Annotated in this window: 15 protein-coding genes and 1 pseudogene; 12 read left to right on the top strand and 4 right to left on the bottom strand. The window is 47.3% G+C overall.

What is annotated here, in order from left to right:
• Positions 1 to 54 precede the first annotated feature (54 nt).
• The 9 genes from pgl (at position 55) to ACJJI7_RS01935 (ending at position 12,921) form a co-directional block, all read left to right on the top strand.
• Positions 55 to 765: a 6-phosphogluconolactonase gene (pgl, locus tag ACJJI7_RS01975; RefSeq protein ID WP_282952599.1), complete on the top strand. Its 711-nt coding sequence runs from the start codon at positions 55 to 57 to the stop codon at positions 763 to 765.
• Positions 766 to 785: 20 nt separating this feature from the next.
• Positions 786 to 1,415, top strand: coding sequence for a bifunctional 4-hydroxy-2-oxoglutarate aldolase/2-dehydro-3-deoxy-phosphogluconate aldolase (locus ACJJI7_RS01970; protein ID WP_444901066.1), 630 nt, complete (start codon positions 786 to 788; stop codon positions 1,413 to 1,415).
• 187 nt (positions 1,416 to 1,602) lie between these two features.
• On the top strand, positions 1,603 to 2,637 hold the full coding sequence (gap, locus tag ACJJI7_RS01965) for a type I glyceraldehyde-3-phosphate dehydrogenase (protein ID WP_020412532.1): 1,035 nt from the start codon (positions 1,603 to 1,605) through the stop codon (positions 2,635 to 2,637).
• Positions 2,638 to 2,790: 153 nt separating this feature from the next.
• Positions 2,791 to 4,227, top strand: coding sequence for a pyruvate kinase (gene pyk / locus ACJJI7_RS01960; protein WP_020412533.1), 1,437 nt, complete (start codon positions 2,791 to 2,793; stop codon positions 4,225 to 4,227).
• An 847-nt stretch (positions 4,228 to 5,074) separates the two neighbouring features.
• Positions 5,075 to 9,958, top strand: coding sequence for an RHS repeat-associated core domain-containing protein (locus ACJJI7_RS01955; RefSeq protein WP_444901067.1), 4,884 nt, complete (start codon positions 5,075 to 5,077; stop codon positions 9,956 to 9,958).
• Positions 9,955 to 10,383, top strand: coding sequence for an immunity protein PIM1 family protein (locus tag ACJJI7_RS01950; protein WP_282952603.1), 429 nt, complete (start codon positions 9,955 to 9,957; stop codon positions 10,381 to 10,383). Before ACJJI7_RS01955 ends, ACJJI7_RS01950 begins: the two co-directional genes overlap by 4 nt.
• A 134-nt stretch (positions 10,384 to 10,517) precedes the next feature.
• A complete protein-coding gene (gene tnpA / locus ACJJI7_RS01945) occupies positions 10,518 to 10,814 on the top strand; it encodes an IS200/IS605 family transposase (protein ID WP_444901068.1) in 297 nt (98 codons plus the stop codon).
• 407 nt (positions 10,815 to 11,221) lie between these two features.
• Positions 11,222 to 12,454, top strand: coding sequence for an RHS repeat-associated core domain-containing protein (locus ACJJI7_RS01940; protein ID WP_444901069.1), 1,233 nt, complete (start codon positions 11,222 to 11,224; stop codon positions 12,452 to 12,454).
• Positions 12,455 to 12,474: 20 nt separating this feature from the next.
• Positions 12,475 to 12,921 (top strand): hypothetical protein, encoded by a 447-nt coding sequence (locus ACJJI7_RS01935; protein WP_444901070.1) that lies wholly within the window; start codon positions 12,475 to 12,477, stop codon positions 12,919 to 12,921.
• Positions 12,922 to 13,328: 407 nt separating this feature from the next.
• Here ACJJI7_RS01935 and csrA read toward each other — a convergent pair.
• Together csrA and ACJJI7_RS01925 are read right to left on the bottom strand one after the other, a co-directional pair.
• Positions 13,329 to 13,511, bottom strand: a pseudogene (gene csrA / locus ACJJI7_RS01930) (carbon storage regulator CsrA); the annotation flags it as partial.
• Positions 13,512 to 15,023: 1,512 nt separating this feature from the next.
• Complete coding sequence (locus tag ACJJI7_RS01925) at positions 15,024 to 15,248, bottom strand: hypothetical protein (protein WP_444901071.1); 225 nt, start codon at positions 15,246 to 15,248, stop codon at positions 15,024 to 15,026.
• Between the two features lie 28 nt (positions 15,249 to 15,276).
• Here ACJJI7_RS01925 and ACJJI7_RS01920 point away from each other — a divergent pair, with 28 nt between their 5' ends.
• Both ACJJI7_RS01920 and ACJJI7_RS01915 read left to right on the top strand, forming a co-directional pair.
• The gene (locus ACJJI7_RS01920; protein WP_282952610.1) at positions 15,277 to 16,026 is read left to right on the top strand and encodes a zinc metalloprotease; all 750 of its coding nucleotides are present in this window, start codon (positions 15,277 to 15,279) and stop codon (positions 16,024 to 16,026) included.
• Positions 16,027 to 16,068: 42 nt separating this feature from the next.
• Positions 16,069 to 16,467 carry a hypothetical protein gene (locus ACJJI7_RS01915; protein ID WP_444901072.1) on the top strand — a complete coding sequence of 133 codons (399 nt, stop codon included), beginning with the start codon at positions 16,069 to 16,071 and terminating at the stop codon, positions 16,465 to 16,467.
• Between the two features lie 218 nt (positions 16,468 to 16,685).
• On the opposite strand, the gene ACJJI7_RS01910 is transcribed toward ACJJI7_RS01915, so the two are convergent.
• Complete coding sequence (locus tag ACJJI7_RS01910; RefSeq protein WP_020412539.1) at positions 16,686 to 17,165, bottom strand: hypothetical protein; 480 nt, start codon at positions 17,163 to 17,165, stop codon at positions 16,686 to 16,688.
• Between the two features lie 153 nt (positions 17,166 to 17,318).
• Positions 17,319 to 18,338 carry a Vgb family protein gene (locus ACJJI7_RS01905; protein ID WP_444901073.1) on the bottom strand — a complete coding sequence of 340 codons (1,020 nt, stop codon included), beginning with the start codon at positions 18,336 to 18,338 and terminating at the stop codon, positions 17,319 to 17,321.
• A 404-nt stretch (positions 18,339 to 18,742) separates the two neighbouring features.
• Between ACJJI7_RS01905 and ACJJI7_RS01900 the strand changes: the two genes are divergently transcribed.
• On the top strand, positions 18,743 to 19,924 hold the full coding sequence (locus tag ACJJI7_RS01900; RefSeq protein ID WP_020412541.1) for an MFS transporter: 1,182 nt from the start codon (positions 18,743 to 18,745) through the stop codon (positions 19,922 to 19,924).
• Positions 19,925 to 19,949 lie beyond the last annotated feature (25 nt).

The raw sequence follows: 19,949 nt of genomic DNA, 5'->3' as shown, positions 1-19,949 counted from the left end.
TGGGGTATGACTGGCTAAATGCGGGCATGTCTCCTCTAAAAAATGGAAATCTCCATGGCTGAAGAAAAATTTTACTCAGATCGAGAACGCCTGGTGCAGGCACTGGTTCACGACTGCGCCAGTGAGCTGCAAAAAGGTATAAAAGATCGAGGGCAGGCCACATTTCTGGTTTCTGGTGGTAGTACTCCTGAACCGGTTTATCGGGAGCTTTCCAAGCGCCCTTTGCCCTGGTCAAAGATAACCGCCGCCCTGGTAGATGAACGCTGGGTAGATAAATCCCACAGTGGTAGTAACCAGGCATTTATTGAAAACAGTTTAATTCAAAATAATGCGGCGGAAGCCACTTTGTTGGGCATGAAGAATCTACATGCCACTGCTGCTCAGGGTGAGGCTGATTGCGAGCGCGCTTATGCCGAGCTGTCGCGCCCTTTCGATATTTGCATTCTGGGAATGGGTAGTGATGGTCATACCGCCTCACTATTTCCCCATGCACAAGGTCTTGAGGATGCTTTGAGTCCAGATTCTGAAAAATTATGCAGTGCAATTACCGCTAAGCAGAGTGAGGTTACCGGTACAAATACCGAGCGCATGACATTGACTTTGAGTGCAATTTTACAGGCTAAAAATATCAAACTGCTAATTACTGGTGAAGAAAAACTCAAAGTTTATCGTGAGGCTTTACTAGGCAGTGATGAGATGGAAATGCCGGTGCGCAGTATCCTCAAACAGGGGCTGAAACCAGTCACTGTCTATTGGGCACCTTAACGAACGATTGGAATTGATTGATGCAGAAGAATATCGCCGACATTTTGCAGGCTGCTGGCGTTGTCCCAGTGCTGGTTATAGAACAGGTTGAAGATGCTCTACCTTTGGCTACGGCACTGCTTGAAGGTGGTTTGAATGTTCTTGAGGTGACTTTGCGCACAGAGGCTGCGTTTGGTGCTGTGGAGCAAATTGCCAAGCATTTACCAGAGGCACATGTGGGTACAGGCACTGTATTAAATAGCGATGACCTGCGTCGATCCACTGATGCCGGAGCCGGTTTTATGGTTAGCCCCGGAGCTACAGAGCAATTGCTGGCTGCGGCTGATGGTAGCGATGTGCCGTTGTTGCCTGGCGCAGCCAGTGCATCCGAGGTAATGCGCCTTTTTGAACGCGGCTATAGGTACCAGAAATTTTTCCCGGCCCAGGCCGCCGGCGGTGTGCCCATGTTGAAATCTCTCGCGGGGCCACTGGCTGAAGTCCGATTCTGCCCAACCGGAGGAGTTAGCCCGGATAATGCAGCGGACTATCTGGCCCTGAATAATGTGGTTTGTGTGGGGGGGTCCTGGATGGCATCCAGTAGCCTGGTACGCGAGAAGAACTGGGCTGAGATTACCCGCCTGTCAAAGCAGGCTGCGACATTGAAGTCTTGACCTAGCACTGACCTGGACTGGTGCTAGCTCCTGAAGAAATGATTTTTTTATTCGCAGGAGTGATCGTCCAGCAAGTTATGGATGGCTTGTTACATTTCCGAGTTAATTGTCACAAACGTTCGGTAAGGTGCATCCGTTGATGGGTGCAGCATGGAAAACCAGAAGCTAATAAACAGGGTAAAGCCAGATGAAAATTAAAATTGCCATCAATGGTTACGGCCGTATCGGCCGCAACGTCACCCGAGCCATCTACGAGTCCGATTATAGTGATCGTATTCAACTGGTTGCGATTAACGACCTCGCCCCGGTGGCATCCAATGCGCACCTGACCCGATTTGATACCATCCACGGCCGCTTTGGCACGGATGTGAAAGTAGATGGTGATGCACTGGTAGTTGGTGGTGATCGAGTGCAGGTGTGCCAGGAGCGAGATCCGGCCAAGTTGCCCTGGAAAAAACTCGGAGTGGATTTGGTGCTGGAGTGTACTGGCCGCTTCACCGATAAAGCCTCCGCTTCTGCACACCTCGAAGCAGGCGCCTCTGCGGTGCTCATCTCTGCGCCGTCAAAGGATGCTGACCTCACTGTTGTTTACGGAGTTAATGACGCCAACCTGACCGCAGATCACCGCGTGGTTTCCAATGCATCCTGCACTACTAACTGTCTGGCGCCAGTGGCCCAGGCGTTGCACCGCGAGCTCGGTATAGAGCGCGGCGTAATGACTACGGTACACGCCTATACCAATGACCAGAACACCCAGGATGCTGTCCACGCTGATATTTATCGGGCGAGGGCTGCAGCTGACAATATGATTCCTACCAAGACCGGTGCAGCCGCCGCTGTTGGCCTGGTGCTACCTGAATTGAAAGGGCGCCTGGACGGTATGGCTGTAAGGGTTCCGGTAAGCAATGTTTCCCTGGTGGACTGCCAGTTTATTGCCGGTCGCGACACTACGGTCGAGGAGATCAATCGTATTATGCAGCAGGCAGCGGAAGCCAGTAATGGCGTTTTGACTTACTGTGACCAGCCACTGGTATCGGTAGACTTTAATCACACCAGTGCTTCCAGCCACTTCGATGCCAATCACACTCGTGTAAATGGCAATTTGGTGAAAGTGATGGCCTGGTATGACAACGAGTGGGGCTTCTCCCATCGTATGCTGGATACCAGTTTGGCCATGGCTGCGGCACTGCAATTGGACTTGCCTGTGGCCGAGTCGGCCTGATTCGATTGAGCGGAACGCCGGCTTAGTGCCGGAATATAGGTGCGGGATAACCTATAAATTCGTCTTGTACTTTAAGGGCTGGTAAAAACCATCAGGGAATAAGGTTGGCCAGTCCAAAGAACTTTTTTCAAACTGAATAGCTGACGGGACCATATGATTCGCCATACAAAAATTGTCGCCACCCTGGGACCCGGCACAGACAAACCCCACGTAATCGAGGAGATGATTCGTGCCGGGGTAAATATTGTGCGCCTGAATTTTTCCCACGGCTCCGCCGAAGACCACCGCCGCAGGGTGGAAGAGGTGCGCGAAGCCGCAACAGCACAGGGTAAAACTGTGGCTGTGCTGGGGGATTTGCAGGGACCCAAAATACGCATAGCGCGCTTTGCCAACGGTAGCGTTGACCTGGAAAATAATGACGAATTTACTTTGGATCTCGACTGTCCCCCCGAAGGTGGTGATGAGCACCGTGTTGGGGTTGATTATCCTAGCCTGATTAGTGATTGTGAGTCTGGCAATATCCTACTTCTGGACGATGGCAAGATCCGCCTTGAAGTAACTGGTACCACACCGAGTAAGCTTTATTGTCGGGTATTGCAAGGTGGCAAGTTATCTAACAACAAAGGCATCAATCTTCTTGGGGGTGGCCTTTCCGCACCGGCTTTGACAGAGAAAGATTACCGGGATATTGAGCTGGCCGCTGAGTTAGCGGTAGATTTTCTCGCGGTGAGTTTCCCTCGCTGTGCGGAAGATCTGGAAACTGCTCGCAAGGCTATGCAGGCAGCTGGCAGCCAGGCAGCGATAGTGGCCAAGGTGGAGCGCGCTGAGGCAGTTGCTGACAATGCGGAGATGGATGCATTGATTCTTGCATCCGATGCCATCATGGTCGCTCGAGGTGACCTCGGGGTTGAGATTGGCGATCCGGCCCTGGTGGGTGTACAAAAGAAATTGATCAATCGCGCTAATGCGCTCAATCGTGGCGTGATTACTGCGACTCAAATGATGGAGTCCATGATCACCAGCCCGACACCCACCCGCGCAGAAGTGATGGATGTTGCCAATGCAGTGTTGGATGGTACAGATGCTGTGATGCTCTCTGCTGAGACCGCTGCGGGTGATTACCCGGTGGCGGCAGTGGAATCCATGAGTGAGGTGATTGTGGGTGCTGAACAGTATCTTGGCAGTGTCCCATACACCCCTGAGGAGCATGGTGCCTCCGACCGTATTGACACGGTCATTGCCCAGGCTGCGATTGATGTCGCCTCTCGAGTGGAGAACCTCTGTGCCGTGGCTGCCCTGACAGAATCAGGGCGTACACCACGGATGATGTCACGGGCCAATACTCGCCTACCTATTTATGCAATGACACGACACCCGAATGTTGCGCGCCAATTGGTATTGTTACGTGGTGTTGAGCCCATCAGCTTTGATCCGGCGGCAGTTCCACTGGGGCATCTTACCGAGTCCATTATTGAAGTGCTCAGTTCGCGTATTGACCTACAGAAAGGGCAGAGAGTCTTGATCACCCAAGGTGAACGCTTGAATGTAGGTGGACACACCAGCTCCATGCGTATTAAAGAGATCGAGTAACCAATTATTCGGTGTAAGCCATCACCTGCCCTGAACCCAAGAGGGCTGGTGATGGTGCAGCAGTTGTTGATGTAATTTAATGGCTGTGACCTCAAAAAATTTTCCTGCGCTTTTTTATTCTTTTCTTATATTTTGGTTGTTATTTGCGCAAAAATATAAGACTACAGTTCCATATTGTTTCCTTATTTATTGATTTTTTGCTGTTCTAGGCAAATAAATATGTTTATTGCCTATTAAAAAACCACAGCATTTTCAGGGCTACTTATCTTGTGTATGGGTAATTCTGCGGCAGGGCTTTGCTGCTGAATTATATTTTCCAATAGAGCTCTTTCTGTAAATTATCTACGGTTGTTAACTCCGAAATAAAACAATTAAACTATTTTATTTGATTATTTCTTTTTTCCCTGGGTGTCAAACTGACTCCTTGGTTTGTCTTATTCGTGTAATAACACTTATCTATCCCAACCAGCCTATTTGCGGTAACCTGCTTCAACAGGTCGCAATTTCAGGTATCTCCTGCCAGTAGCTTTGGCCTCACCTCATCCTAGTGCCGGTGAATTAGAACTATTGGCGAGTAGAATTTCCATAAGCCAGAAAGGCGGTGATTTTCACTATTTAAGATTTCACAAATTGCGATTACCCTAATTCAATATGTTTTCTAGGGGTATTCAACCGTGCGGAAAACAGGGTTTTTGATTGCAAATTGAGCAAGTCAAAGGTGAATCCGGCTCTTTGAGTTGGTATTCCCAATGCCGAGACCAAAAATAAATCAAGACGATTTATTGGGTCAGGAAATGATAACTAGAGGCTGGCGCACAGCGGGCTTACGGCGTTTGAAGGATTATCCATGCAGCTAAGTGTCGAGAACAGGCAAGGCGTTCGTTATATGGTCAGAGTTGGTTGGGCATACCAGATGGGCATTCCCCTGAAGGTCAATGCCAGCCAGCTGTTGTCCATGTTTGATGATGCTGTAATCCAGGAGATTCACGAACACTTCTTTGGCATGAATGGTATCTCCTGTAATGCGCTGAGTGTCAGTATTCAATCAAGCCAGGCGGGCACTGTCTTCTTAGGGCCACTGAGTGAAGCGCCCGGCCATCTTTCCAGTCGAGAACAGGAAATTTACCTGGCCCTGATCCAAAATCGCCTGATTATTGAAGAAGCCCCGTTTGCAGCCACGGCGCTTGCTGATAAGCAGTCAGAGTTGATTACCAAGATTCGCATGGGGCTGCAGCAGATTATTGCCCAAGAACGAGCTGAGGCAGCGCTGATCCAACAGCGTCACGAGCAGCGCTCCACCTTAGAGAAAGTGGGTGCCTATATTGATCGCGGTGCTACCGGCTTAGGCAATGCCGCTTGGGGCCTGGCGGTTTGGGGCAAGGACGTGATGGAAGTAGCTGCGCTAGTTAATCCCATGCGCCAGGCCAGGGAACTCAGCACGGCAACAGCAAACTACCTTTTGTACGATAAGAGCTTCGAGGAATCCGGCAAAGAGTACCTCTCTGCAGTGCATCGGGAAGCCGTTGATGTGCTTGGCTTTGATCCATCCAAGATCACCAAGCAGCAGCTGGAGCTGGCCCTCGAAGTGGCCCAGGTGATTTATGACGAGCCGGCACTACGCGATACGATTTTCCGTTTTGCTCAGGATTATGTAAAAGCCCAGCACAGCCTCGAAATCACCGAGATGGCCGGTGGTGGTGCATTCGAGATTATTCTTACTATCGTCTTGGCTGCAGTCACAGGTGGTGCCGGTGCTGTGGCATCCCTGGTTAAAAATGCCCGTCTGCTGAAGGCTTTCCGCGGTATTGGCGATTTGATGCTCGACTTCGCCAAGCTGAAAAAGCAACGTAATCTGCTTTCCAAAAAGCGAGGTGGTAATGCCAAGGGTAATGGAGCCAGCTTTTCCGACCTGAGCTCTTCCGATGCAGCCGCCCCATCCAATTCGAATGGCCCCTCTTCGAGCAGTTCGAGCTCCAGTGGCAGCTCCAGCAGCTCTGGTGCCAATAACAGTAACCAAAGCGGAAATAGCTCTGGTAATAACAGCAATAATTCTCAGGCTAGCGATAGCAGTAAGACCAGCCAATCCAGCGAAGCGGATAAAACCAATAGCCAAACCGGGAAAAACCATAACGGAGATAGCTCCCAATGTAATGGCAAGGCTTGCGAAGGCGGCGAACCTATTAACTTAAAAACGGGTGAAGAACGCCTTACTTTGGTCGATGCCGTACTGGATGGTCCACTGCCACTCACCGTGGCGCGCACCTACCGCAGCAGTAATTCCAAAGACTTCGGCCTGGGCCACGGCTGGACCCACACCCTGGGTGAAAAGCTGGTGTGGCGCCCGGGTAAAGCAGTGCAGTTCCACGATGCCGAAGGCAGGGTGAACAGTCTGCCTGCTCCAGGAGACAGCGGCCGCAGTCACAACGTAGTGGAGCAGTTAAGCCTCACCCGCATTAATGACGATCACTGGATAGTGACTCCTTACGGTGCCCCCAAAGGTGTACAAAAACACTTTAAAGCCACCGGAGATAAAGGCTCCCTCAAGCTTGCAGAAATCCGCGATGGCTACGGCAATTATTACCTGTTCCACTATGTCGACGAACGTCTGATCTGTATCGAAAGCAGCATCGGTGAAGCCCTGCATATCAGCCCGCCGCCAGGGCAGCCAAACAGCCAGCGTATTGGTGAGCTGAAAAAAGAAACCCGCGACGGCCGTATTAAAGTACTCGCAAATTATGAGTACAGTGGTGAAGGGGACCTGATCAAAGCCATCGACGCCGACGGACACAGCGAGCAGTACCAGTACCATCAGCACGTCATTAAGCAGCGCACCCTAAAAACCGGCTACCGCTTCCACTTTGAATGGGATGCCGAAGGCCCCTCCGCCCGCTGTGTGCGCCAGTGGGGCGATCCTATCGATGGGCAGGATACTTACAATTACCAGTTTGCCTGGGATGATGATGGCAAGGGCGTTACCGTTACCGACACCCGCGGCGGTAAAGAGCGCTACCGCTTTAATGACCGTGCCCTACCAATCTATCACCGCGATCCGGAAGGTGCAGAGACTCTCTATAGCTACAACGACCTGGGTCAGGTCACCCGGGTACAGCTGCCCAGCGACGATGGCAGCCTGCGCGAAGAAATTTACCAGTACGATAATCAGGGTCGCCTGATACAAAAGACCGATGCCGCCGGCAACAACCACCGTATCGAATACAACGGTGAAGGCCTGCCCGCAAAAGTTACCGACCCCGCCGGTAATAGCTGGCAACGGGAATACAACGAAAATGGCCAGATCGTTGCCAGCAAAGACCCCCTCGGCAACAGCACCCAATACGGCTATAACCCTGTTGGCTTAATCGGCAGCGTTACCGACCCTCTCGGCAATACCACCCGCTACCTTTGGAACCCCGAAGGCAATCTTGCCGCGATCAAAGATCCCATGGGCCGCGCCCAGCACTACCGCTACGACGGTGCTCGTCGCCTGGCTGAAGTGCAGCATGCTCCGGGCCAGATAACCCGCTATGAATACGATGCCCAGGACCGTATCCATGCGGTGACCACCCCAGACGGTGCCCGGACTCAATACAGCTATAACCCCCAAGGATTGCTTGCCGAAGTCATTGACTCTGAAGGCCGCAGTACCTGCTACGCTTACGACGGCCTCAGCCAGGTTAAGACCCGTACCAACCCGGACGGCAGCCGCCTGGAATATCACTATGATGGCGAACGCAACTTAATTGGCCTAGCCAATGAAAATGGCGAGCGCTACCAACTTAAATACGACCTCAATGAACGCCTGATTGAAGAAGTTGGCTTCGATGGCCGCGTTACCCGCTACGCCTATAACCGCGCCGGCCATCTGGTAAGCTCCAGAGCCGTAACCGACACAGACAGCGGCAAAGGCATCGACACCATCTTCGAGCGCGACCCCTTCGGCCGCCTATTGGAAGAAACCACCCCGGACGGAATCACCAACTTCCGCTACAACCGCAGCGGACAACTTATCGAAGCAGAAAATACCCACCGCAAACTGCGCTGGGAATACGATGCCAATGGCCGCGTTACCACCGACTGGCAGGGCAAAGATAAACTGAGCCACCAGTACGATGCCGCCGGCAACCGTATCGCCACCACACTACCCGGTGGCGAGGTACTTAACTTTGCTTTTAACCCCGCCGGTCAATTCCAAAGCCTGCACCGCCGCCCCTTAGGCAGCGATACCGATCAGCTGATTACCAGTATCAGTCACGACGAACAGGGCAGGGAAAGCCAGCGCCAACACGGCAACGGACTGGAAAGCCAAAGAGACTACGATCCACAAGGCCGCCTGCACAAGCTGCGCCTGGGCAAAACCGGCAATGCAAACCAGAGCCCGGTGTCCGATCCCACCCAGGACACAAGCTCAATTCTGGAGCGCAGTTACCAGTACAACAAAGCCGGCCAGATCGCCAAAATCGAAGACAGCCTGCGCGGAACCCGCAGCTACCACTACGACGCCCTGGATCGCCTGACCCAGGTAGACGGCCCCAACCCTGAATATTTTGTGCACGACCCCGCACACAATATTCTCGCGGCCGGCAACTCAAAAGACGAAGCCAAACAGCAGGCCAGTGCCACCCAGGTCAAAGGCAACCGTTTAGCCTTCCGCGGTGATAACCACTACCGCTACGATATCCACGGCAACCGCATTGCCGAACTGCGCGGTAAAGGGCAAAAACTGCAAACCCGCTACCACTACAACAGCCGCCAGCAGCTGGTACGTGTAGAAAAGCTCAAGGTAGAAAAGGGCACAGAACAGTTCCAACAGGTGATCCACTACCAATACGACCCCCTGGGCCGTCGTATTGGCAAAGTCACGAACAGCGAACAAACCGAATTCTTCTGGGATAGCGATGTCCTCCTGCAGGAAAACAAAACGGACAACCAAACCAAACAGGATCTCAGTACCCGCACCTATTACTTCGAACCGGGCACCTTTAAACCGGTTGCTTTAAAGGAAAGCGAACAAGATAAAGAACAGGTCTACCACTACCACCTGGACCACCTCGGCACCCCGGATACCCTCACGAACCAGGAGGGTGAAGTGGTATGGAGTGTTGCCTACAAGAGCTATGGCAATATTGCCTTAGCCCATAAAACCCAAATAGCCCAACCAATCCGCTTCCAAGGTCAGTACTTTGATGAAGAAACTGGGCTGCACTACAACCGGTTTAGGTACTATGATCCCCAGGTTGGGGAGTTTACTCAGCAGGATCCGATTGGGTTGCAAGGTGGGCCTAATAGCTACCTTTATGTGACAAATACAGTTCAATTTGTAGATCCATTCGGCTTAACGGCTGAAAAAGGTGATTGTGATACCATAAAAAGGATCAATGTCGGAGAGTCTGGGCATCATGTTCCTGCGGTAAGAAAAAGCAAAGGAAGGCCGTTCGAGGTTAAGAGATCGGATAAGGACCGACCTACATTGCATTTTAAAGGTGATGATCCAGGACGTGATCATTGGAGATTACATAATGCTGAAAGAGAAGTAATTGGCCCGAGACAAGGAGACTTTGATGGTACTGATCAAGAACTTATGGATGCATATAAAAAAGCATATGAAAATCTTGATGATATTAAAGTGGATGTTAAATCACCAAATGGAAAGTACAATTTAGGAGAGGATCTTACTCCTAAGAATGCTGTGGAAACAATGGAAGAATATTTGAAGGGTATTGGAATGCTATGAGTAATAAATTAACCTCTTTACTCCAGTTGATAAAAGATGGAAAAGTTATTGGGTTAAGAAACTTTAAAAATCTGAATATTGATTTTGCTCTTGATCAAAGAGATGATGACCCATTTGATAGTGATTGGGTGAGTGCAAATAAAAGTATAGGGGAGAAATTTACTCAAGTTTCATTAAGTCAAGATTCAAAGGACTTAATCGATGAGATTAGAGAAGCTGCTTTTAAGTTGACAAGCAAGGCTGTCGGGGTTAATGAAATATCTGAATACGTTTGTGATGATTTTGAGCTTATTGCTAAATCTATAGTTGTATCATCTGATAATCTTTGGGTTGCGGCTATGCTTAAAGCTTATTTAGATGGATTCTTTCCGACAGGCAAGTTACAACCATCATCGTACACTGTGAACGAATTAATTAATACATAGGTAAACCACCGCCTCTGTCGATGAGACTTGACAGGGCTCTTCCGTTACGGCGCGCAGAATGAAAAATATGGCCTCCATGAACTGGCAAGTTCTATAAAGGAGGCCATATACGAAATTGGTAGTGCGAAGCTCTTGTGAAGCATTATTGCTGGTACCACGTAGTATGTGTGTTTAAGCATCCAAAGAAAGCATTATTTGGAACATTGAGACGGGAGATTGGAGCGATATTTCGAGACTTATGCCGTCAAAAGGGCATTGATTTGGTCGAGGGGTACATAGTGAGGGGGCACACTCATATGTTGTTAATGATTCCTCCGAAATTCAGTGTTTCCAATACGGTTGGGTTCTTTGAAGGGAAAATCTTCGATCCAGATATTTCAGAAGTGCAAGCATGTACAGAGAAATTTACAGGAAGACACTTTTGGGCTTGAGGATATTGCGTTAGTAGGGTGAGGCTCGATGAGCAGCTGATTCGAGAGTACATCAAGAATCAAGAAGCTGGAGTGCGCCGTCAACAGCAGATGTAGCTGGCCGGATTGTAACTAGCCTCCTTTGGAGGCTTTCACCATAGCACCCGCTATGTGGGTGGTTGCTGATTAATAATTGAGGTCAGAGTAAATTATTGGCGTTTAATTAACCTTTAATCAGGTTTCAGATTGCTGTCTGCGAATACGATGCTCAGGGTCGTATCCATGAGGTAATCTCCGTAGATTGCGTCCGCACCCAATACAGCTACAGTCCCCCGGGGGTTGTTGGCACGCCCGACTCTGATGGCCGCAGTCCCTGTTGCGCCTACGATAGTCTGACCCAGGTAGACGGCCCCAACCCTGAATATATTGTGCACGACCCCGCACACAATATTCTCGCGGCCGCCAACTCAAAAGACGAAGCCAAACAGCAGGCCAGTGCCACCCAGGTCAAAGGCAACCGTTTAGCCTTCCGCGGTGATACCCACTACCGCTACGATATCCACGGCAATCGCATTGCCGAACTGCGCGGTAAAGGGCAAAAACTGCAAACCCGCTACCACTACAACAGCCGCCAGCAGCTGGTACGTGTAGAAAAGCTCAAGGTAGAGAAGGGCACAGAACAGTTCCAACAGGTGATCCACTACCAATACGACCCCCTGGGCCGTCGTATTGGCAAAGTCACGAACAGCGAACAAACCGAATTCCTCTGGGATAGCGATGTCCTCCTACAGGAAAACAAAACGGACAACCAAACCAAACAGGATCTCAGTACCCGCACCTATTACTTCGAACCGGGCACCTTTAAACCGGTTGCTTTAAAGGAAAGCGAACAAGATAAAGAACAGGTCTACCACTATCACCTGGACCACCTCGGCACCCCGGATACCCTCACGAACCAGGAAGGTGAAGTGGTCTGGAGCGTTGCCTACAAGAGCTATGGCAATATTGCCCTGGCCCATGAAAATCAGATAGAGCAGCCAATCCGCTTCCAAGGTCAGTACTTTGATGAAGAGACTGGGCTGCATTACAACCGGTTTAGGTACTATGATCCGCAGGTTGGGGAGTTTATTCAGCAGGACCCCATAGGGTTGTTGGGCGGGGCGAATAATTATCGGTATGTGCCTAACCCTGTGAGATGGGTTGATCCATTTGGCTTATCTTGTAAAGAGGGAAGTTTAGAAAGAGATACGGGGCTTACTCTTAATGATCAGATTTCAGGTGGAGTTCCTGAGGGGCATGCTGGACATCATATTTTAAGTATCAAAATTGCCCAGCAATACCCTGTTATGCATAAAGCAGCTGAATTAGGTTATAACATTAACAGAGGTTCCAATGGTATAGCTTTGCCAACTGACATTGATTTGGCTAAGGAAACGGGCCTACCTCTTCATACCGGTAGGCATTTAAGCTCTCGACATGATGGTTCCGCAGATAAGTTGGTGCATGATGAGCCGGCTAAAATTCAAAAGGGGTATGATGCAGGTGAAATTTCAGATGAAAATCTACTTTCAGAGATCTCTTCAGCGGAGAATACCGTGCGAGATGCACTTGTTAATAATGAAGTAAGATTACAAAAGAGTGACCCTCATTGGGGGCAATAGATTCTTAAACAGGCGGAATTATGACAATTGATGATTGGAAGAAGGATTTTCAGCTAGCAGTTGCACTGACGATTGATGAGTGGAGGAAAAAGCACCCAGCTTTAGAGGTGAGCATGTTGGCACTAGATTGCCATCCTTGGAATGGATTTTTGGAACTTGCTTTCTTAACAAAAGATGAAGCAGAGGATGATGAGTTATTAAAAGATCCAGAGGAAATGGCTGATTGGAGATTTTTTCAGTTCTCCAAAACCTGTGCTGGTTGGAAAGCGTCCGAAAAGCTTGCTGAGGTGATGAAAGCTGATTATTCACAATCTGAAAATAAAAAGCTCGACGGAGAAAAGTATTTTCAAGTGTGTGCTGAAGTATTGAATTCCCCAATGGTAATGAAGGAGATTGGGGAGTTGAAAAAAACTAGTGACTTTAGGGTTAGTGTTGCCAATCCAGATTCTGGAAAAGAATATATTTAATGTGTGCTCGTTTTTTTTGAGTTTAAGGCTTAATAAAGTTATAGCGTAAAGGAGGCAATTGTGAGGTGCGACCTATATGCATCTTTAGTGACAGCTAGGAAAGAGGGTATAAACCAGAGGCAGCTGGACTATAAGAATTCTGAGTAGTATTGTAAAACACACTGAAGGCTAAATAAATTTAGCAGTTTCGATTCCACCCCTAAAAGGTACCAGGATCATTGTTTTGGACAAAAGACTGGATAATGTTCAGCTTCATTTGGTGAAGGTGTAGTCCAGTCCCGCTCCCTGATGGTTGAACTCTAGTAATATTTAGAGAGAGTATGCAAAAACTATAATCAACTTAGAATAGCTTAGTGTTATTCGGTCTGGGTTGAGCATTTCCTATTGGCAGACTCTTTTATTAAACGGTTTCTATTGGTCAGTTCTAGTTTTTTTTGGATACGCTTGTAAATTTCCTCGCGATGAACAGGTAATGATTTGGGAGCTTGTATTCCTATCTTCACTTGGTTACCTCTAATCTCCAATACTGTGATTGAGACATTAGCCCCAATCCTTAGGTTTTCGCCGGTCCTGCGCTTCAAGATCAACATATTCGTTTCCTATTTAAACTCTAACCATGGGTAGACCTTCCGGGATGAGAGGGCTTGGAAAGTAATGCTGGCAGGAAAGGAAGGGTGGGGCACGAGAACGGTAGGCGTGAAATAAGAAAAGGCGGACGCTACGCTCCCAGAGCTTGGAAAATCGCTCCAAGCTACTGAATGTGTTCGCCTTTATTGAAGACGAGCAGGTTTCTAGCGTACTATGCATATAGCCACTTTGATAGTCTGATTATCAATTTGGTTAGCTGGCCCCTGGTGTTGGTAGCACCTTGGGTCAGCGCCTTTTATCTGTACTTACTTCACGCTAACGTTCTCCTTAGAGAAAATGGGTCATTTAAAAAGATCTTAGGTATCTTTAGTTATCTTTAGTTATCTTTAGTTATTTGGGGGTATGAACTCATAGAGGCTTGTTCGAGTATGGCCCATATTGCTGATCAAATTCTATTGATTTTACGTAGTTTTGATGCTGAAAAAAACTTAATAAAATTGAATAAGATTATTTGGGCGCCTATTTTTATTCATGTCGTCTCTCGATTAGAAAATTTCTAAAACTCGCTACCGCTCCAGCACAACAAGCTGAACGGCCCTAGGATTGTTGGTTGTGTAAGTGATGGCCTAAATAACTGCTAAACCTTTCAGGTCCAATAATATATTAAGCGGTCCAGGCAATAATTAAATAGCTTGCCATTCCATACATCACTAAAAGACTAACTTATAAATAAGCCACGCAAATTGCTGTTGCCTGTAAGGTAGGTCAGTGTGACCAGGTCTGGCTATGGCGAATCCAAGAAGTGGTGGCAATTATGGAAGGAAAAGCCAATATGAATGGTAATACAAGGGCAGCAAAGGAGTAAGTATTTTCTGTTAAATTACGATGAGTATTATGGCTTCTCTCTAGCTCCTGCATTGCTAGTTCAGATGTATCCTTCTGGCTGAGGCCACTTTCTTAGTATTCTTCCGGAGTAACGTACATCTTGAATTTTACTCTGGTTATCTTTGTGGTTGTCATTAATAAGCTGTGATTCACGATTAAAATTAAAGTCGCACTAATGATAATGCATATCTGGGTTTTCGAATATATGCCAATTCCAATAGCATTTATATTAATAAAAATAAGGTTGATTGGTGTAGAGGCGAGAAATATGGCAAAGGGGCAGGTGATGATAATTACTGAGATTTTTGTTTGTTTGGAATTTGGCCCCATCTTTTAATTGCTCTTTTTGTTGGAGTTGCGGTGGCTCTTATATCTATGGTTGCTTAAATATTTTGTGTTGTATCCAAGGTTTGTATTTGTTTTGGGTATAGCTTGCCGATTTTAATAGGTCCCTTATTTTTGCTTTGAAAATAATTTCTCTTGAAACTATTTTTCCTGTCATTGGTGTATTTTTTATTTTCCTTTGTTGGTTGGGTTTTTTCCCGCTTTATGGGGGGTGGTTTTTTTATGTCGAACTTGCCGCCCTATAAAAGAAATTGATGTCATTATCACGCTTTTGAGATTTGGTACTATTGACATGAGTTGGTTTGAGAGTGGAAGGTGATCGGGCTGTCTGGGGTTATCAATTTAATAAAAAAAATTAAGGTTCCGGTTATGAGAAAAGCTAATCTTTCAACTTCAATAAAAACTGCATTATCTTTGTGTTTGCTAATATCACCTGCTGTCGGTTTTGCTGAGAGTGATTCTTCGATTGAGCGTGCTAATGACAATGCTAAATTTAAACGTTGTGGCACTAATCATCCCTCTGTTCAGGAGGCTGCTTTGAAAGAGCAGCATTTCACTGCGCTGCGTGGACAGTCTCGTAATATAAGTAGTGGAGGTCATACGCTACGTCCAGCTGGCTCTGTAACTATTGATGTGTACTTTCATGTTATTACTGATAACGCAAATAATGGTTCGCTACCCAGCAATGTAATTAATTCGCAAATGGCGGTGCTTAATGATGCTTATGCGAGTACACCATTTACTTTTAATCTGGTTTCAACTTCAGTAACGGCCAATAATTCTTGGTATAACGTTGGTTATGGTTCCTCCGCAGAGCGCGCTATGAAAAGCTCATTGCGTGTTGGTGATGCGGGAGACCTGAATATCTATGTGGCTGATATCGGTGGTGGCCTACTTGGGTGGGCAACTTTCCCAAGCAGCTATTCCTCAGATCCACTGGATGATGGGGTAGTTATTTTAACCGGTTCTGTGCCTGGCGGCGATGCTGCGCCTTACAATGAGGGCGATACCCTTACTCACGAGGTTGGCCACTGGTTAGGTTTGTATCATACCTTCCAAGGCGGCTGTGGTGGAAATGGGGATTATGTCTCTGATACCCCTGCAGAAAGGTCACCGGCTTATGGGTGCCCAGTAGGCAGGGATTCCTGTACAAGGGGACGGAACGCAGCCGGTCTTGATCCGATTACAAATTTTATGGATTACACGGACGATAGCTGCATGTACGAATTTACAGAGGGGCAGGCCACTCGCGCTGATGAGCAAAGCAGTACCTATCGGGGCCTATAATAATTTTTCGGGGGGATTATTCCCCCCGATACACTGACAATTATGAACAGCATCCGATTATTTATCCTATGTGCCTTGATATTGGTGAGTACGTCTAAGGTAACTGCCCAGAGGCTCGCTGTGCCAGGTTATGTCACTTGTGATAGAAATCAGTTGACTTCCTGGCAGGGAGAGGTGACAAAATTGGTGCGTGAAGGAAACAGTATTAAGGTATGGATTTCCACTGATTACGACACTAAAGAATTATTAGTGCTGACAATGCCTAGCTGGAAAGCACTTTTAGCGCAGTTCCGCCTACAAGGGAAAGAGTTTCTGGCGAGTGACTGGGGAAAAGTGACTGATCCACAAGCAGGACTTAGGCCTGGGGTTCGAGCAGTGATTTGGTTATGCGAGAATAAGGCCTATCCCGCTGTGATCAATTGGCAACCTCCACCAGAGTAGGCACCTGCATGTTTACTTTTTGATGTTTACTTTTTGTGTAGTTAAGATTTAAATAAAATTTTAGTGTCTCCTTAATTAATTCACGGAAACCTTTTATGATGATTAGTAATTCTTAAATCAAAGGTTGCAAGCCGTTGAAAAGTAATCCCTCGATAAGGTTCGGAAAGCTGGCCCTGTATCGAGAGATATTCTCGGAGCTTATGATTTTTTTGGTAGATTCAATTCCAGGGGTTCCCATCAATAAATCGATTTCTTCCACCGTAGAGCATTTTTGCATTTCCGTTTGCACGAAAATCAACATCTCCCCTATAAATTAGTTCTCGATATGGGCTGCTGGAGCTAACGGCATAATCCTCAAGTTCAACGCCTTGCTTGAATATAAAAATAAACATATGAGTGGCACTATTTTTATATCTATCTTCTGAGAAAAAAAGAAGGGTGTGGGCATCGCTTGGGCTAAAGCACTGTGTTGAAGGCGTTAAATAAACTCCAGTTTTAGCAGACAGACCCCGGCGTGTCCTGTCAGGGGTTCCTTTAATAAATTTGTCTATCATTAAGATCTGATTAAATCCAGCTTGACTTGTGTAGTGAATATATATTGGGTTTCCCCCTTCGGATCCTCTATTCATAAGAACGTCTACTAAAGGCGAGGCTCCTCCAGTTGGATAAATTTTGTTTCCTATAGGATTGTTTGGCATGTTTATCTCCTTGTGTGATTTTTATATTTGGAAAGAAGATAAAATAACTGGATAGGGTAGTAAAGTTTGAGCTTAACTACTTTCAAAAAATTATTTTGACCAACAGAGGGTCCCTTGGTTAAGGGGTTAATATTTTTTAAACTTAGAACTGGCTCAGTTTTTTGGTATTCCCTGATCCAAGAACCCAGCATCGACACCAAACCAAAAGCTTCCATCTTTGTTGTCGAAATACATATATCGAATGTTTCCTCCACTGGGTACGGTAGTTTGGCTGACAAATTTTTGTGTTTCTATATCAAAAGCAAAGATGATGTTAGGAATATCGCCGGTGTCTGCTACCCATAGCCGGCCTTTGTTATCCATTGCGGTTCCGTAGGGGCGAGGGTTTTCAGTGGGGAGCTTCCACTCCTTGAATTCTTTTGTGCTGGGCGTATATCTGCCAAGATAGCCTTCTGGATAGTCTACATACCAGATATTGTTGGAGGTATCGATTTCCAGCCTACGAGGCCGAGCGTTCGGCCGGGGAATTGAGACTTCGTTTACCGCCATGGTTTTAGGGTCTACCCAAGCTAATTTATTCGTACCAAATAGGGCAACCCAGGGGCGATTTTGTGAATCTACCTTGATTCCGTAAGGACGTGCGTTGGCCGTTTGAGGTGTGGCTATTTTCACTTCTCCACTATTGACATCCAATATGCCTATGCGGTTGCTCTGCTGGGCTGTAAACCAGATATTGCCATCATGGTTGAAAACCAGTGTATGTGGATCATTTACGCCTTTAGGCATTGCGTATTGAGTGATTTTACCTGTCTCTGCATTCATACGCCCAATGTGAGCATTGCGGTTGCCTGCATACCAGATCATATCCTGTTTATCCACTATCAGATTATGAGGGTGTGTTCCTTCAGGAACCTCGAATTTTTTAAATTGCTGATCGGATGGGGTAAATCGACCGATATAGTTGCCGGCCTGCCCACAGAACCAAACTTGCTGTTTGTTATCCACATGGGGGTCTCTGGGCAGCCCCTGCCAGGGTACTTTCCACTCATTTAACTTGAGCCCGTCTGGCAGTTTATTTTCTTGTACCTCAGAAGTTAATGGAGTAGATAAGAAATAAATGGCGCAGATAGCGATTTTTAGTGACAGCGTATGAAGTTTTGGGTAGATATTCATATGCCAGTTCCAATGATTAAGCCGTCAAGGAGAATTTATGTGTTTATACCCTAGCATGGAAATATATGTGAGCTGAGTCCTGGTCAAAGCATAGGTGATAATTGGTGCTCATTTATAAAGGTTTACAAAATCGATATTTCGCAGAAGAGCGGTTTCAAACAGCCAGTTAGATGTCAGGAATATAATCGGTACACCCAATTATATTCACGAGGAGAGACTAAAGTTCCAGAGTTCCATTTGGCGAGTTCTTGTTGAGTTTGTGGGGCTCAATTGAGAGGAGTCTTGTCTTTACAGCTGAGTAGAATTAACAGGCGGTTTTTCGGTACCTGGCAGTCCTATTACCCTCAATTTACACGTCAACGTGGTATAGCGTATATTGCTGCCCTTATTGTAGGAGTCCCGCCATGTTACAACGCCTCCGTCGACCGGAAATTCTGCTGTTAGTCCTTGCAGCCTCAATGCCACTGTCTTTTTCTGTCTGGAATACTCTCCTTAATAACTTTGTGATAGCCAAGGCTTCATTTACCGGAGCTGATATTGGCCTGTTACAGAGTGTCAGGGAAATACCCGGGTTCCTGGCGTTTACAGTGATATTTGTATTGCTACTTATCCGGGAGCAGCGCTTAGCACTTCTCTCACTTGTAGCGACCGGGATTGGCGTGATGCTGACCGGTTTTTTTCCATCTCTCACAGGTTTATTACTCACGACATTATTGATGTCGATCGGCTTTCATTTCTATGAAACCCTGCAAACCTCTCTGGCTTTGCAGTGGTTTCCAAAGAAGACTTCGGCAATCTGGATGGGGCGTATGGCCGCTGCAGGTTCATTTGCAGCGCTTCTAGCCTATGGTCTGGTTTGGTGTCTGATGGACTTTGCCGGTTTAGACTACTCGTGGGTTTATATGATCGGCGGTGGCGTCACTGTTCTTATTGCTTTGGCTGCCTGGGTACTTTTCCCGCAGTTTCCTCAACCCCATAGTCAGCGCAAGCAATTAGTGCTACGTAAGCGCTACTGGCTTTATTATGCGTTAACGATGATGAGCGGCGCGCGACGACAAATCTTTATTGTCTTTGCCGGTTTTCTAATGGTGGAAAAATTTGGTTATAGTGTTGGCGAAATTGCTGCGCTCTATACAGTAAACCACCTGCTCAATTTATATATCGCGCCAAAAATCGGTCAGTTTATCGTAAGGTTTGGAGAGCGCCGTATCCTTACTTTGGAATATATCGGTTTGATACTGGTTTTTGCCGGTTATGCTTTAGTGGAGAGTGCGATAGTAGCTGCGGCGCTCTATATTATTGATCATCTGTTCTTCTCTATGGCCATTGCAATCAAAACTTACTTCCAAAAGATTGTGGATGAGCGTGATATCGCCGCATCTGCGGGTGTTAGTTTCACTATTAATCACGTTGCAGCGGTTATTATTCCGGTTCTATTCGGCCTGCTCTGGCTGACCTCTCCTGCTATGGTGTTCTTTGCCGGATCTTTGATGGCCCTGGTCTCTCTTGGTTTGGCCCAACTAGTGCCGGAGCAACCTGGACCAGGCAATGAAGCGCGCCTGGGGCAGGGGGTGGCTGCAACTTAGCAGCTCCCTACTAATTCTAGGTCGG

It is taken from the genome of Microbulbifer variabilis, assembly GCF_056232115.1.
The sequence above is the reverse complement of the archived record's forward strand: the minus strand, read 5'-3'. Positions and strand labels throughout refer to the sequence as shown.

What these genes read in the sequence shown, in the direction of transcription:
- pgl (WP_282952599.1), top strand. Translation starts at nt 55, where the DNA reads ATGGCTGAAGAAAAATTTTACTCAGATCGAGAACGCCTGGTGCAGGCA.
- ACJJI7_RS01970 (WP_444901066.1), top strand. Translation starts at nt 786, where the DNA reads ATGCAGAAGAATATCGCCGACATTTTGCAGGCTGCTGGCGTTGTCCCA.
- gap (WP_020412532.1), top strand. Translation starts at nt 1,603, where the DNA reads ATGAAAATTAAAATTGCCATCAATGGTTACGGCCGTATCGGCCGCAAC.
- pyk (WP_020412533.1), top strand. Translation starts at nt 2,791, where the DNA reads ATGATTCGCCATACAAAAATTGTCGCCACCCTGGGACCCGGCACAGAC.
- ACJJI7_RS01955 (WP_444901067.1), top strand. Translation starts at nt 5,075, where the DNA reads ATGCAGCTAAGTGTCGAGAACAGGCAAGGCGTTCGTTATATGGTCAGA.
- ACJJI7_RS01950 (WP_282952603.1), top strand. Translation starts at nt 9,955, where the DNA reads ATGAGTAATAAATTAACCTCTTTACTCCAGTTGATAAAAGATGGAAAA.
- ACJJI7_RS01935 (WP_444901070.1), top strand. Translation starts at nt 12,475, where the DNA reads ATGACAATTGATGATTGGAAGAAGGATTTTCAGCTAGCAGTTGCACTG.
- ACJJI7_RS01915 (WP_444901072.1), top strand. Translation starts at nt 16,069, where the DNA reads ATGAACAGCATCCGATTATTTATCCTATGTGCCTTGATATTGGTGAGT.
- ACJJI7_RS01910 (WP_020412539.1), bottom strand. Translation starts at nt 17,165, where the DNA reads ATGCCAAACAATCCTATAGGAAACAAAATTTATCCAACTGGAGGAGCC.
- ACJJI7_RS01905 (WP_444901073.1), bottom strand. Translation starts at nt 18,338, where the DNA reads ATGAATATCTACCCAAAACTTCATACGCTGTCACTAAAAATCGCTATC.
- ACJJI7_RS01900 (WP_020412541.1), top strand. Translation starts at nt 18,743, where the DNA reads ATGTTACAACGCCTCCGTCGACCGGAAATTCTGCTGTTAGTCCTTGCA.